Source organism: Affinundibacterium seohonense (genome assembly GCF_014284305.1).
Taxonomy (GTDB): Bacteria; Pseudomonadota; Gammaproteobacteria; order Burkholderiales; family Burkholderiaceae_D; genus Undibacterium; species Undibacterium seohonense.
Genome location: NZ_JACOFW010000017.1, coordinates 13,643 through 27,971, shown reverse-complemented (window position 1 = coordinate 27,971; position 14,329 = coordinate 13,643). Strand labels below are relative to the sequence as shown.

General features: G+C 47.2%; 13 protein-coding genes and 1 pseudogene. 7 read left to right on the top strand and 7 right to left on the bottom strand.

Annotated features, from left to right (window positions below; translation table 11 throughout):
• Positions 1-46 precede the first annotated feature (46 nt).
• The 5 genes from H8K52_RS14175 to H8K52_RS14155 all read left to right on the top strand — a co-directional run bounded on the left by H8K52_RS14175 (position 47) and on the right by H8K52_RS14155 (position 4,463).
• Positions 47-616 carry an NUDIX hydrolase gene (locus H8K52_RS14175; RefSeq protein WP_186923566.1) on the top strand — a complete coding sequence of 190 codons (570 nt, stop codon included), beginning with the start codon at positions 47-49 and terminating at the stop codon, positions 614-616.
• Positions 617-637: 21 nt separating this feature from the next.
• Entirely contained in the window at positions 638-1,420 is a 783-nt protein-coding gene (gene aat, locus H8K52_RS14170) for a leucyl/phenylalanyl-tRNA--protein transferase (RefSeq protein ID WP_186923565.1), read from the top strand.
• Positions 1,404-2,186 (top strand): arginyltransferase, encoded by a 783-nt coding sequence (locus H8K52_RS14165; protein WP_186923563.1) that lies wholly within the window; start codon positions 1,404-1,406, stop codon positions 2,184-2,186. Before aat ends, H8K52_RS14165 begins: the two co-directional genes overlap by 17 nt.
• Before the next feature lie 29 nt (positions 2,187-2,215).
• Positions 2,216-3,259 carry a quinone-dependent dihydroorotate dehydrogenase gene (locus H8K52_RS14160; protein WP_186923561.1) on the top strand — a complete coding sequence of 348 codons (1,044 nt, stop codon included), beginning with the start codon at positions 2,216-2,218 and terminating at the stop codon, positions 3,257-3,259.
• Between the two features lie 160 nt (positions 3,260-3,419).
• Entirely contained in the window at positions 3,420-4,463 is a 1,044-nt protein-coding gene (locus H8K52_RS14155; RefSeq protein WP_186923560.1) for an aldo/keto reductase, read from the top strand.
• 96 nt (positions 4,464-4,559) lie between these two features.
• Here H8K52_RS14155 and H8K52_RS14150 read toward each other — a convergent pair whose 3' ends face one another.
• Together H8K52_RS14150 and H8K52_RS14145 are read right to left on the bottom strand one after the other, a co-directional pair.
• Positions 4,560-5,495, bottom strand: coding sequence for a peptidylprolyl isomerase (locus H8K52_RS14150; RefSeq protein WP_343044205.1), 936 nt, complete (start codon positions 5,493-5,495; stop codon positions 4,560-4,562).
• Positions 5,496-5,619: 124 nt separating this feature from the next.
• On the bottom strand, positions 5,620-8,460 hold the full coding sequence (locus H8K52_RS14145) for a M16 family metallopeptidase (protein WP_186923559.1): 2,841 nt from the start codon (positions 8,458-8,460) through the stop codon (positions 5,620-5,622).
• Between the two features lie 171 nt (positions 8,461-8,631).
• Here H8K52_RS14145 and H8K52_RS14140 point away from each other — a divergent pair, with 171 nt between their 5' ends.
• Positions 8,632-8,925 carry a DUF2164 domain-containing protein gene (locus tag H8K52_RS14140; protein WP_425507541.1) on the top strand — a complete coding sequence of 98 codons (294 nt, stop codon included), beginning with the start codon at positions 8,632-8,634 and terminating at the stop codon, positions 8,923-8,925.
• A 391-nt stretch (positions 8,926-9,316) separates the two neighbouring features.
• A complete protein-coding gene (locus H8K52_RS14135) occupies positions 9,317-10,768 on the top strand; it encodes a pyridoxal phosphate-dependent decarboxylase family protein (protein WP_186923558.1) in 1,452 nt (483 codons plus the stop codon).
• A 28-nt stretch (positions 10,769-10,796) separates the two neighbouring features.
• Here H8K52_RS14135 and H8K52_RS14130 read toward each other — a convergent pair.
• From H8K52_RS14130 to H8K52_RS14110, 5 genes and pseudogenes are all read right to left on the bottom strand, one after another.
• A pseudogene (locus tag H8K52_RS14130) lies at positions 10,797-10,931 on the bottom strand (ATP-binding protein); the annotation flags it as partial.
• A gap of 70 nt (positions 10,932-11,001) precedes the next feature.
• Positions 11,002-11,394, bottom strand: coding sequence for a RidA family protein (locus tag H8K52_RS14125; RefSeq protein ID WP_186923557.1), 393 nt, complete (start codon positions 11,392-11,394; stop codon positions 11,002-11,004).
• A 40-nt stretch (positions 11,395-11,434) separates the two neighbouring features.
• Positions 11,435-11,854, bottom strand: coding sequence for an acyl-CoA thioesterase (locus H8K52_RS14120; protein WP_186923556.1), 420 nt, complete (start codon positions 11,852-11,854; stop codon positions 11,435-11,437).
• Positions 11,851-13,038, bottom strand: a complete 1,188-nt coding sequence (locus H8K52_RS14115) for an acyl-CoA dehydrogenase family protein (RefSeq protein WP_186923555.1) — start codon at positions 13,036-13,038, stop codon at positions 11,851-11,853. Before H8K52_RS14115 ends, H8K52_RS14120 begins: the two co-directional genes overlap by 4 nt.
• A gap of 435 nt (positions 13,039-13,473) precedes the next feature.
• Complete coding sequence (locus H8K52_RS14110; protein ID WP_186923554.1) at positions 13,474-14,328, bottom strand: enoyl-CoA hydratase family protein; 855 nt, start codon at positions 14,326-14,328, stop codon at positions 13,474-13,476.
• Position 14,329: the final 1 nt, after the last annotated feature.

Below are 14,329 nucleotides of genomic sequence, written 5' to 3'. Positions count from 1 at the left end.
ACTTTCACAGATTCGATTTATGTGCCCGCCCCGAAAGAGTTACACCATGAAATTTTGCCCTGCTTGTGCTGCGCCTGTGGCTTTGAAAGTTCCCCCTGACGATACGCGTGAACGGTTTGTCTGCACAGAATGCAACACGATTCATTATCAAAATCCGAACATGGTGGTCGGCACATTACCGATCTGGAATATTAAAGGCGAAGTCAAAGTGCTGCTTTGCAAACGCGCGATTGAGCCGCGTTATGGCTTCTGGACTTTACCTGCAGGCTTTATGGAAAATCAAGAAACCTGTCGGCAGGCGGCACAGCGCGAGACGATAGAAGAGGCTGGCGCGAATATCGAGCTGCACGAATTATTCTCGGTCCTCAGCGTGCCACATGTGGATCAAGTCCATCTATTCTACAGAGCGACTCTAATTGATACTAATTATCTGGCCGGCACCGAGAGCCTTGAAGTCGCCTTATTTGCCGAAGATGAAGTCCCTTGGGATGAAATTGCATTTGCTACAGTAGGGCAAACTTTGAAATTCTTTTTTGAAGATCTGAAGAGAGTCCGCGCTGGCGGGCAGTTTAGTTTGCACGAACATGATTTTTATAAATCGCATCGCCCTGAATAAGCGTATCCGTATTCCTCACTTATGATTCCCTGGTTAGAAATTGACAGCCCCTTCCCTGATGTAGAGCAAGCCTTGACGGACGAACAAGGAGCCGCAGGTCTATTGGCCGCGGGTGCCGATTTATCCCCAGAACGTCTATTAAATGCCTACCAAAATGGTATCTTCCCTTGGTTTTCTGAAGGCCAACCAATCTTGTGGTGGTCGACTGATCCGCGCATGGTATTAAAGACTAGTGATTTCAAACTCTCAGATAGTTTAAAGAAGCGCCTAAGCAAGTCACTCAAAGATCCACACTGGAGTTTTCGTTTTGATACTGCATTTGAACAAGTCATGCGGCACTGTGCAGAACCACGCAAGAATCAGGACGGCACTTGGATTTCAGAAGACATCATTGCAGGCTACACCGCACTACATAGAATGGGATATGCACATAGCTCAGAAGTCTGGCTTGATGGAGATTTGGTCGGTGGAGCCTATGGTATTTGTATAGGTAAGATGTTTTATGGTGAATCAATGTTTGCTAAGGTCACGGATGCTTCTAAAATGGCCTTAAGTCAGCTAGTGGTTTTCTTACGCAAGCATGATGTGAAAATGATAGACTGCCAGCAAGAGACCTCGCATCTGGCAACATTCGGCGCGAAGCCCATCAGCCGAAGTGACTTTATGCAGCACCTAAGACTAGCGATTACTCAAGAGACGATTCAAAATTGGCGGCCTTTAGATTTACTCAGTTTCAAGGATTACTTACAAACCGCGCATCCCCCAGCCAGTAGAAAGATGAATAGCGATGCAATCTCGAACTAATCCGCCAACATCACCCATTGCTAACGATGTTAGTGACGATACTGATGACAGCAGCAATACGGACGAGTACATCACGCTACACTATTACGCGACAGCGCCCTACGCCTGCAGCTATCTGGGTGACCGCCAAGCACGTTCGCAGGTAGCGACGCCAGCGCACCTGATCGGCAATGATGTATATTCGGAATTAGTCAGTCGCGGCTTTCGGCGCAGCGGTGTTTTTATCTACCGCCCGTATTGCGATCATTGCTCGGCTTGCACGCCAGTACGCACAGTCGTCAGTGATTTCAAAACCAATCGCAGCCAGCGTCGCGCATTGCAACTGCACGCTGATCTACATGCCGAGATTTTGCCACTGGAATTTGTCGAAGAACATTTTGAACTTTATCAACGCTACCAAAGCCGCCGTCATGCGGGCGGTGGCATGGATGAAGATGGGCGCGATCAATACGCGCAGTTCCTCTTGCAGAGTCGAGTTAATACACGCTTGGTTGCGTTTCGTGATGCACAAAATATTTTGCGGATGATCAGTATCATCGATATTTTGAATGATGGTTTATCCTCCGTTTATACTTTCTACGATCCCGACGTACCACATAGTTCTTATGGCACATTCAATGTTTTGTGGCAAATTGCGCAAACCAAAATTCTCGGTCTGCCTTATTTATATCTCGGTTACTGGATAGAAGCCAGCCGTAAAATGTCGTACAAAACTAATTTCAAACCGCTGCAAGCCTTGTTCGATGACAGCTGGCAATTACTCTAAATTTATTTCATTTAAGACTACTCAATATTATGTCCGATCAATTGCTCTATTCCTTAGCCCGCCCTTTCCTGTTCTTCATGGATCCAGAAAGCGCGCATGACTTAACACTGCCGGGTTTAAAGCGCGCTCACAGCATGGGACTCACCCGCCTGCTACCCAAGCCAGCAGCCGATCCGCGAAAAATCATGGGAATTACGTTTCCGAATCCGGTGGGTTTAGCTGCCGGTTTAGATAAAGACGGTCGTTATATTGATGGCTTGGCATCCTTAGGTTTTGGCTCGATAGAAATCGGCACCGTTACTCCACGCGCGCAAGCTGGCAATCCTAAGCCACGCATGTTCCGCCTGCCGCAAGCCAATGCGATTATCAATCGGATGGGATTTAATAACGGTGGCGTTGACGCCTTTGTTGCCAATGTGCAAGCATCGCGCTTTTATCAAGAGAAGCAAGGCGTGCTCGGTTTAAACATCGGCAAGAACGCGGACACACCGATAGAAAAGGCCGCTGACGATTATTTGCTGTGCCTGAACAAAGTTTATCCTTACGCCAGCTATGTCACTATCAACATCTCTTCACCGAACACAAAAAACTTGCGCCAATTACAAGGCGCATCTGAACTCGATGACTTATTATCCAAACTCAAAGATGCGCAACAGCGTCTAGCCGATCAACATAAACGCTATGTGCCCATCACCTTAAAAATCGCTCCGGATATCGACAGCGAGCAAATCAAAAACATCGCCGAGTCCTTACTGCGCCATAAGATAGACGGTGTGATTGCAACCAATACGACCATCACGCGCGATGCGGTCAAAGGTTTGCAGCATGGCGAAGAAGCTGGTGGATTATCAGGGGAACCCGTATTTGAATTGTCCAACAAAGTCATACGTGCCTTAAAATCAGAGCTCGGTGACACGCTGCCCATTATTGGTGTTGGCGGTATTTTTTCGGGCAGCGATGCAGTGGCAAAAATGAACGCAGGCGCATCCTTGGTGCAAGTGTACTCGGGCTTGATTTATCGCGGCCCAGCCCTAGTGCGTGAAGCTGCAATGGCGATACGGAATAACAAGTAATTTCGTAGGCTAAGTACGCTTTATGTTCCCATACGGTCGATTAGTTGACCGACGATTTTTCTCTTGCATTCAATTTTTTTTCGCCCTTTTCGACCGTAACGCGTGGGCACGATGATGCCGTGCCCACCCTACGAATCCCACCTCAAAATTCGGATTAATCATGAAACTCAAAAAACTAGGCAGCAGCGATTTAATGGTGTCAGAGGTATGTCTTGGCACCATGACTTTCGGCGAACAAAACACTGAATCCGAAGCGCATCAGCAACTTGATTTTGCAGTCGCCAGTGGCATCAACTTCATTGACACCGCCGAAATGTATCCCGTCATGCCGCGAGCAGAAACAGTCCATCGCACCGAGCAATACATAGGCAGTTGGATCAAACAATCCGGCCAACGCGACAATATCATCTTGGCTACTAAAGTTGCCGGCCCTTCACGCGGCATGCCGTGGATACGCAATGGCGAGAACGATCTCGATGCCCAAAATATCCGTATCGCAGTCGAAGCGAGTTTGCAACGTCTACATACCGATTACATCGATTTATATCAATTGCATTGGCCTAGCCGCAACGCGCCTATCTTCGGTCAAAAAGAATTTGATCCTGCATTGGAACGCGAATGCGTCGCTATTGAAGCAACGCTAGATGTCCTTGATAGTCTCGTTAAAGAAGGCAAGATTCGTCACATCGGGGTCTCCAACGAAACACCTTGGGGCGTCGGCGAATTCATCAAACATGCCGAGCGCAAGCAACAAGCCCGCATCATTTCCATCCAAAACCCTTACCACTTGATGAATCGCAGCTTTGAACAAGGTTTAACTGAAACCTGCTATCGCGAACAAGTCGGCTTATTGGCCTACAGCCCACTAGCCTTTGGACGTTTAACGGGTAAATACGTGGATGACGCGCAGGCGAAAGGACGTTTAACTCAATTCCCACCCACTTGGAGTCCACGTTATATGCGTCCAGAAGTCATCGCCACCAGCGCGCGTTACACGGCCTTGGCTCGCGCACATGGACTGATACCAACGCAACTCGCGTTAGCCTGGTGTTATTCACGTTGGTTTGTGGCGAGCACGATTATTGGTGCTACCGATTTGGCGCAGTTGGAAGAAAATATTCGTGCAGCTGACATTCGTTTGAGTGATGAGCTAATTGCTGCGGTAAATCAAATTCATGCGGAAGGTGCAAATCCTGCGCAGTAATAAGTTCGTTGGTGCTGAGCGAAGCGAAGCCCAACAGCATTGCGCGACTACAGAAAAATGCTGGGCTTTGCAGCCCAGCCTACAGCCATCTTATTCCTACTTCACCACCCGCACAGGAATCGGCACGTTACACAGTTCAATATGATTCGCAGCAAATTTATACCATTCACCCTCACGATTTCTTTGTGCTTCAACCAAGGCTTTAAAGTTAGCTGTATCGGTCCGAAAAACTTCTAGCTTTGTCCGTTCACCCTCGGGGACATCAGAGGCGAGACGTACCGATTTGATCGGTGTGCGTTCTTCGGCCTTTTCATAAAAACCTAATGCGCCGGTGCCACGTGGCAAGCTGGAGAGCAGTTCTATACCTTGCCTGACGCGCCCAACTACAGTGATATTACGATCCAAATTACGAGGTGCATGACCGGTCACAGCATAGAGAGAACTGCCATTGCCGCTATTCGTTTCGTTACCGCGCGCAACGCCGATCGCACCGTAGCAATGGGTCAGCCAAGTTGTTTGCGTTTTTGGGTCGCGCGCAGCGGCAAAACTATTGGCATGCCCAACTTGCGGTGCGTAGCCATCCACATCTGGCAGTTGCGTGAATGTCGCTTGTTTGTCTTGCTTATCGTGCTTATTCAGCTTAACGGTGAATTCGCCTTCGACCTCCTTTGCTGCATTTTTGAATTCACGCTTTTCACCGGGATCACCCCATTGCGCTACGTAATTGTCGTGCGAACGTATCATGGCCAAGCCATCGAAATAGCCTTCTTTCACCAGGGCTTTAATATTCGCCACATTTTTTGGCGCAAATTCAGGTGCCAATTCGATCACGACACGCCCTTTTTCCATATCCAGATACAAAGTATTTTCTGGGTTGAGTAGACGCCAGTCACTTGCTTGTGAAGCTTTCAAAATATCCGACATGCTGGGCTTCGAGGCTTTGGCAGATGCGTTCTTGGTTTGCGCAAACACCACGCCACTAGTACTCAACATGAGCGCAAGAACGGTAACAATTTTCTTTTTTGCATACATAGAAATTCTCTCTTTCTTCATTTTTTAGTTCAGTGAGCTCGACGAAATACGATTATCTAGAATTTGAGTTTAACGAGATGGAGCAAGTTCCCGCATAATCATGCCGACTCTCATTTACTTTCATTTACTTTGATTTTTCTGGATACATCACAACTTGAATGTAGTTGTTGATATCTAGATAAATCTTGGCTGCTTCTTGAATATCTTTTGTCGTCAAGGACTTCACACGTTCTTCAAAACTAAAGATGTGTGCTGGATCCTCTTGCTGTTGCAAGGCATTGCTCAAAGTTGCTAGCCAAAAGCCATTCGTCTTTAAGCTTTCTTTACGATTCTTTAGCCAGTTTTCTTTAACCTTATTTAGTTCATCTTCGCTGGCCGGCGCTGCTTTCATTTGCTCGATCAAATCAAAACTGCTACGCAATAATTTATCAACATTTTCCGGACCGCTTGGCAAACCCAATACGATTGCATATCCTTGATAGGGAATTAAACGCATTGACGCATTGACGCGCGGACTATACACAGCACCCATCTCTTCTCGCATTTTTGCCGTCAATCGTAATTGCAAGACCTCGATCATGGCATCGAAGCGTAGGCGTTCTGAAAGCGGCATGGCACGTTCGCCGTGTAATTGCAGAGTCACCATGCTTTGCTGCTCTTTACCAATATAGACATCTTTTTTGACGATGCCCCGGACTGGGCGTAGGCCATGGTCTTTTACCCCTATCTCGATATCGTGGGTAGGCAGGCTACCTAAATAAGTCAACAACAGTGGCTTGATTTTCTCGATATCAAAACTTCCAACGAGAAAAAAGGTAAAGCCCTTGGCACTAGAAAAACGTGATTGATACAGGGCCATCAAACGATCCAAGTCGAGTTGCGCAATATGTTCCGGTTTTGCCACGACTGGAATACGTCGGTGAGGCGGATAAGTCGCTTGTATAAATTGTTCCTGAAACACGGCAAACGGTGTGGCCATTTGATTGCGCAGGGCATCTTGTTGTTTACCGATGAAAGATTGAAATAAGGCAGGGTCACGCCGTGGCGCAGTCAGAGCGAGAGACAACACTTGCAGCATGGTTTCAAGATCCTGCTTATTGGATGCACCGGAAATACCTTCTGCATTCTCCCCAAAACTAGTCGATACACTGGCACTTTTCCCAGCCAGATATTTACCTAATTCGATGGGAGAAATATCTTTCACACCCATCGCGCCGACCACGGTAGTCGCATATCGCGCCTGTAAAAAATCCGCATCCGCAATTAAGCCAGTGCCGCCGGCCCGAGTCGCATTTAACAAGATTTGATCACTCTTAAAATCCGTCGGTTTTAAAACAATTTTGACGCCATTACTGAGTGTCCATTCGGTCGTCCCCAGCTGCGCATTCTTATGTTCATTCACAATCACGCCAGCTTTGGGTGGCGTATCAAATAAAGATGTGGTCACCGATTTCTCGGTAAAAGGGAGCACTGGTTTTTGTTCTGCCGCTGCTACCATCGCAAGCAATTTCTTGTTATCAGGAATGACATGGTCGGGCTTATCGCTACCCTGATAGATAATTAATTTTGGCGCTTGTTTATTGAGTACTGATTGGGCGAAACGATTCACGTCATCGAGACTGATCTGACTAACGATGTCTTTATGAAAGACGTATTCCTGTTCGACGCCAGGAATGGATTCACCAATTAAGAAATTACGAATAAATTCCGCGGCAAGGTCTGCGGACTGGGTTTTATCCCGTTCATTGTAGACATTTTCCATACCGCGTAAGGCATTCGCTTTAGCACGTTCAAATTCAGCTTGGGTGAAACCAAATTGTGCAACTCGATTGTTCTCTTGTACTAAGGCATCTATCGCAGCCTGCACACCAGCTTTGCCAATTGCGGCGGTAGAGTTCAATTCTTGGTACTCAGCAACCACGGGTTTTATGCCGCTACCGGCACCGAGGAAAGGTGGCGTTGGCAATTGCGCTAACTCACGCAAACGATTATTCAACATCGTGTTAAAAAATGTCTGAATTCGGCGTTGGCGATAACTCCCAAACTTACCGTCATTTTTACTCAAGAAGCGAGCTTGAGAAATACTGACCGCAGAGATATTCGCCTCTTTATCCGTGGCAATCAGCGCTTCATTCACATTCTTTAATGGCAGCGTAGCAATTTCACGGGTACGCGGCTTGGATGGATTCTTTAATCCTGCAAAGTGTTTCTCCAGTACGCTTTTCACACTAACTGGGTCAACATCGCCAACGACCACCACGGCCATCAGATCAGGACGATACCAATCACGATAAAATCGCTTCAAAGCCTCATAGGAAAAGGTTTTAAGAATCTCTTCCTTACCGATTGGCAGACGATCAGCATACTTCGAGCCATGTAGAATCTTTGGCAAAGTTTGTTTTTGCAGTCTGTCACCAGCACCCTTTCCAAGACGCGTCTCTTCTAATACGACGCCACGCTCGCGGTCAATTTCAGTATGATCGAAACGCAAACCCTGAGCCCAATCCGCCAAAACCATCACACCTGTTTCCAGATGCTCGGGCTTATCGGTCGGTATCGGTAAGATATACACGGTCTCGTCGAAGCTCGTATAGGCATTGAGATCGGCACCAAACTTCACGCCGATCGATTCCAGAAATGAGACTAGCTCATTCTTTTGAAAATGCGTACTGCCGTTAAACGCCATGTGCTCGGTAAAGTGCGCGAGGCCTTGTTGATCGTCGTCTTCCAAAATCGATCCGGCTTTAATCACCAAGCGCAATTCGGCCTTTTGCTCTGGCTTCGTGTTCTTCTGTATGTAATACGTCAAGCCATTGGCAAATTTTCCCTTGATGAGCTTGCTGGAATACGGGATGTCAGCACTAGCCGGATATTTACTGGAACTGTCGACAGCATGGGCTCGATCGAACGTAGCAGAGGCGAATAAAGCGGCTAACAGTAACAACTGGGAAGTGATGATGCGCATAAAAAATCCATGAAAGCAGAAACAGGTTCGGTAAAGTAGCCTATATTTGCCAATAAAACAATCTCGCGCCAATATTTAATTAATACTAGAACAATTTAAACAACCATTGAACAAACCCTCAAGCTTTACCCCGCTAAGCTAGTACAAAGTCAAAAGGGATTCCGATAAACTATGGGTTCCCTCTATCGTCGACAACTTAGCATGACCATACAACTCAAAACCGACATCCGCAAACAAGCCATCGAATCTTTGCAACGCTATTTCGATCTGAATATGGACGACAAATTGGGCAATTTGCAAGCCAATGCCTTATTAGATTTTTTATTGGAAGAAATTGGCCCCAGCATTTACAACCAAGCCGTCAATGATGCTCAGAATCATTTGCAAACTCGCGTACAAGAATTAGATTTTGAAGTGCATGCCGAAGAATTTACTTACTGGAGTAAGCAGAAAAAACGTTCTTAATGGTCGCCCTAAAAATTCATTGCGCCAACCCCAATACGAGTCGAGTTCTGGTCAATCCTGGGACTTCACTGTCAATCGATGTTGGCGCGAAAAGCTATCGATCAAGATTGAACAAAGCCAATTTATTAGTGAAATCTGGATCTCCACATTGCAGTGACGAAAACAAGTATGAAAAAGCCATTACTCTTCACCTTCGTTTTCGTCATGACTAGTCCGGCTATCGACGTATTCACAACACAAGCGCACTACTCTGGCTTGACCATGGATTACTAGAGAGTGAACTTTTAACAAACTCGGTATGCGTTTCTTGCATGTTCTAGAGCTTTCGCTACTGACAACGCCAACAACAATTTAGTAAAAAGATCGCGCAGAAAACATTGAAAGGTAAGCCATGAACGACAGTCTCGACTACAGCCCACAAGAGCTACAAACTATCTTGCAGAAGACCACGGCTCTTGTATTGGATCAATATGCAAGAGTCGATCAGCAAGAAGGTTTTCACCATTTCCCGCAGAGCGAAGTCGCCTCATGGTTTGACGAGCCATTGCCACTCCGCGGATGTGATGCGCTAGATTTATTAGATTTGGTCAAACATCGTGTATTCGATACTGCGACAGGGAATTTGGGACCGAATATGTATGCCTACGTCATGGCTGGCGGCAATCAAATCTCAACTGTCGCGGACTTTCTATGTTCGACGATTAGTCAAAATGCGACCAAATGGCATCTGGGCGCGGCCATGACAGAAATTGAAAAACGGGTCGTTAAATGGACAGCTGACATGGTTGGCTATACTCCGGAAGCTGGTGGTGTGATGGTCTCCGGTGGTTCGGCAGCCACGCTCACTGGACTGACCGTAGCGAGGAATATTTTTTTACGTCAATACAACGTTAACAAAAACGGCTTGTTTGGTTTGAAGCCGTTCACCGTCTACTGCAGTTCCGAAACCCATAGCAGCACCGACAAAAGCGTCTCGCTACTCGGCATTGGTAGCAATCAACTCCGTCGTATCGCCACGGATGCCGATTTCAAAATTGATTTGGCAGCACTCAAGCAGCAAATCGAAATCGATCTAGCAGCAGGCTACACGCCGTTCTGTATCGTTGGCAATGCCGGCACAGTGAATACGGGTGCGATTGATGATTTAACGGCGCTCGCGCATATCGCCAAGCAATATGCAATGTGGTTCCATGTGGATGGTGCTTATGGCGGCCTAGTGTCGTCGCTGCCTGAACTTAAAGCGAAGTATGCGGGGATGGAATTAGCCGATTCGATTGCTCTCGATTTTCACAAATGGCTGTACCAACCATTTGAAATCGGCTGCACGCTCGTGCGTAATTGGGAGGTATTGCGCGAATCGTATTTTAAACAAGCCGACTATCTCGACACCTCATTGGAAGCAAAGAGCGAACGATTAGAATTTAACGAACATTATTTTCAGCTCTCACGGAATGCCAAAGCGTTTAAAGTCTGGATGTCATTGAAAGCCTATGGTTTCACCAAAATTCAAGCAATGATGCAAAAGGACCTAGACCTGACGCGTTACTTAGAAAAACGTCTAGATGCAGCCAGTGATTTTGAACTAAAAACACATAGCGATTTAGCGATTGCCTGCTTCCGTTATATCGGCACGCAATTAAGTTCCGAAAAAATCATTCAACTCAATCAAGATTTAATCCCTGCTTTAGAATCCGATGGAAGAATCTTTATCACCGGTACGAAATTACGCGGTGAATTTGTTTTGCGTGCCTGCATCATTAATCATCGTAAGAGTGAAGTATCGATTGATTACTTATTGGCAGTGATCAGAGATGTCGCAACCAACTTGCTCGCTCGAACCTGAGAAGGAAAACATCAGAACTTAACTCAGCCTAGTTTTCTTGAACAACTAAGGGGATAGTCATCATAAATTTCGTGCCGACACCGACGATAGAATTCACATGAATTTCCCCGCCAAGTAAACCGCTGACGATGTTGTAGCAAATATTCAGACCAAGACCCGAACCGCCTTGCCCAAACTTGGCGACCTAGCCGAACCGCCAGAACCATCATTGCGAAAGACTACCAAGAAAGAAACTAATCGGGAACAATAGCGGTGACTTCAATTTCCACACGGGCGCGGTCTTCGATCAATCCCGCCACTTGCACCGCCGCCATTGCTGGAAAATGCTTGCCGATGACATCACGATACGCAGCACCGATTTCTTTATACGCTGCCACATATTCTTTTTTGTCGATGACATACCAAGTCATACGCACGATATGTTCAGGTTTCGCGCCGCCTTCGGCTAAGACTTCCACAATATTTTGCAGGGCTTGACGTGTTTGTCCGGCGATGTCATCGCAATGAAATTGCTCTTGCCCATCCCACCCTATCATGCCGCCGACACATATCGTGCGTCCTGTGGCCGCAACGCCATTTGAATAACCGCGTGGCCGTACCCAGCCCGGTGGTTGTAAAAAATCCATAGTATTTCCTTTCAAGATAATTCGTTCAGTGCTGGCGCGATTAGTCCGTCAGATACTTCTGCATTTGTTCACGTAAAGCCACGGGTAATGCGATGGCTTTGCGCTCTTTGACATGCGCCATCACCAACACGAGTTGGGCTTTTAGTCGTAAATCTTGTTCTTGCCCTAGCATTCGAATTTCCAAGGTAGCCGATGCACGCCCTAGTTTAATCACACGTAATTCAGCAATTAACTTATCACCCATTACACTGGTTTTCACGAAATCGGTTTCTATATGCACGGTCGGCAATCCGATACCTTGCACCATATGCATTTCATGAAAACTCACTCCTAAACCCTGCGCGCACCAATCTTCTACCACGCCGTTAATCAATTCAAAATAGCGCGGATAAAACACGATGCCGGCGGGATCGCAATGCGCGAAACGGATGCTAATAGGCGCGCGAAACACCAGGCTCATAGATTCGCATCCTTATAGTCCTTCAACATTTCACGCGCGATGATCAGTTGTTGCACCTCGGTAGCACCTTCGTAAATACGCAATGCTCGGATTTCGCGATACAGTCTTTCCACTGGTACTTCACTCATCACACCCATGCCGCCAAACATCTGCACAGCCGCATCAATCACTTGTTGTGCACCTTCGGTCGCGACCATTTTTGCCATCGCCGCTTCTTTAGTGACACGCTCTCCTTGATCACGTTGCCACGCTGCGCGGTACACCAATAAAGCCGCGCTGTCGATAGTGGTTGCCATCTGCGCTAACTTAGCTTGGGTTAATTGAAAATCAGCGAGCGTTTGCCCAAACATTTTTCGACTTGTGGCACGCGCCATTGCTTCATCTAAAGCACGGCGTGCAAAACCCAAAGCTGCTGCAGCCACCGAAGTACGGAAGACATCGAGCGTCGCCATCGCCACTTTGAAGCCTTGCCCTGCTTCACCAATACGCTGGCCGACGGGGATACGGCATTGATTGAATTTTAATCGCGCTAAGGGATGCGGGGCGATCACGTCTATGCGTTCCGCGATGTCAAATCCATCAATGTCAGCGTCAACAATGAAAGCTGAGATACCGCGTGCACCAGCTGCCTCACCAGTGCGGGCAAACACCACGTAAAAATCAGCGATGCCGCCATTCGAAATCCAGGTCTTTTCACCTTCGAGTAAATAGTAATCGCCCTGCGCATCGTGAACCAGAGTTGCTGCACATTGCATAGCAGCGACATCAGAGCCCGCGTTGGGTTCTGACAATGCAAACGCCGAAATCAATTTGCCTTGTCCGACTTTTTCTAAGTAAATGTTTTTTTGTTGCTCGCTACCAAACAAACTAATAGCGCCTGTACCCAAGCCCTGCATGGCAAAAGCAAAATCGGCGAGGCCTGAATAGCGCGCTAAAGTTTCACGCAATATGCAGATTGCGCGGGTATCAATCACATCTTGATTCGCACCGTATGCTCTACCACCAATTGCATGCTTCAACCAGCCTGCTTCACCCAATTGTTTGACTAGGTCGCGACATTCTTGATCGACATCTTTGCCGTGCGTTTGATGAATGTTCTCGCTTGCCCAATGATCCAATTGCATTTGTAATTGGCGATGATCTTCGTTGAAGAAGGGCCAGTTTAGGTGGGAAGTGTTTGACATGTGTTTCCTGTTATTTATGCGATAGAGAAATGCTTACTCATCAATTCCTCATCAATTTCTAATCAATTCTATTTCAAGACGCTAATCTCCCTTCTCCCGAAAGCGGGAGAAGGGTCGGGGATGAGGGTGTTTCAGTATGTCGAAAAAAAGTCGAAACATCAAAACGACACCATCAATTCAATATTCGAGAATTTACACTCCGCGAACGTTTTGCTAATCTGAACGTCCCTCACCCCAACCCCTCTCCCGCCTGCGGGAGAGGGGCTTAAATCCTTCATCAATCTACGTAGAAAAATTCAATTCCAAGGTCGATCATAACCGCTGCCAATTTTAGGGCGGGTGCAACCCGCGCCGCACATAGGTCGATCCGCCGTGCTCTAGGTTCTGGCGGCGCGGGTTGCCCCCGCCCTACATCTTCAAAGCATCAGCCTAATTTCAGTTACCTTCAAATTTTGGCTTTTCTTTATTCACAAACGCATGATAAGCCCGATGAAAATCATTCGTCATCATGCAAATCGCCTGCGCTTTTGCTTCGGCATCAATCGCTTGATCGACGCTCATGTCCCATTCTTCGTGCAGCATTTTCTTGGTCATCGCGTGGGCGAATGTTGGGCCATTTGCGAGATTGCTAGCGTAGCTTTGTGCTGCACTGATCAATTGATCTAGTTCAGTTAATTGATTAAAAAATCCCCAGCGCTCGCCCTCTTCGCCTGACATACTGCGTCCGCTGTATAGCAAATCGGAAGCGCGACCTTGGCCTATGATGCGTGGCAAAATTGCGCAAGCGCCCATGTCGCACCCTGCTAGTCCAACACGAGTAAAGAGAAACGCCGTTTTGCTGCGACTGGTTCCTATCCGAATATCCGACGCCATCGCAATAATCGCTCCTGCTCCGGCACAGATGCCATCAACGGCAGCGATGATAGGCTGTGGGCAGGCACGCATGGCTTTGACCAAATCACCCGTCATTTGAGTGAAACGCAGCAGGCCTGGCATGTCGAGTTGGGTCAGTGGCCCGATGATTTCGTGTACATCGCCCCCTGAACAAAAATTTTCACCCGCCCCCGTGATTACGATCGCCTTGATATCGTCGGCATAGCACATAACACGAAACAGATCGCGTAATTCTGCATAGGAATCAAAGGTCAACGGGTTTTTGCGTTCAGGACGATTTAAAGTGATCGTCGCGACTTTATCCTTGACCTGATAGGCAAAGTGCGTGGCCTGATAATTCGCTAGCATTTGATGATTGCCAGCTAGATCGCTGGCTTTTCCGTTGAGGTAGTTCATA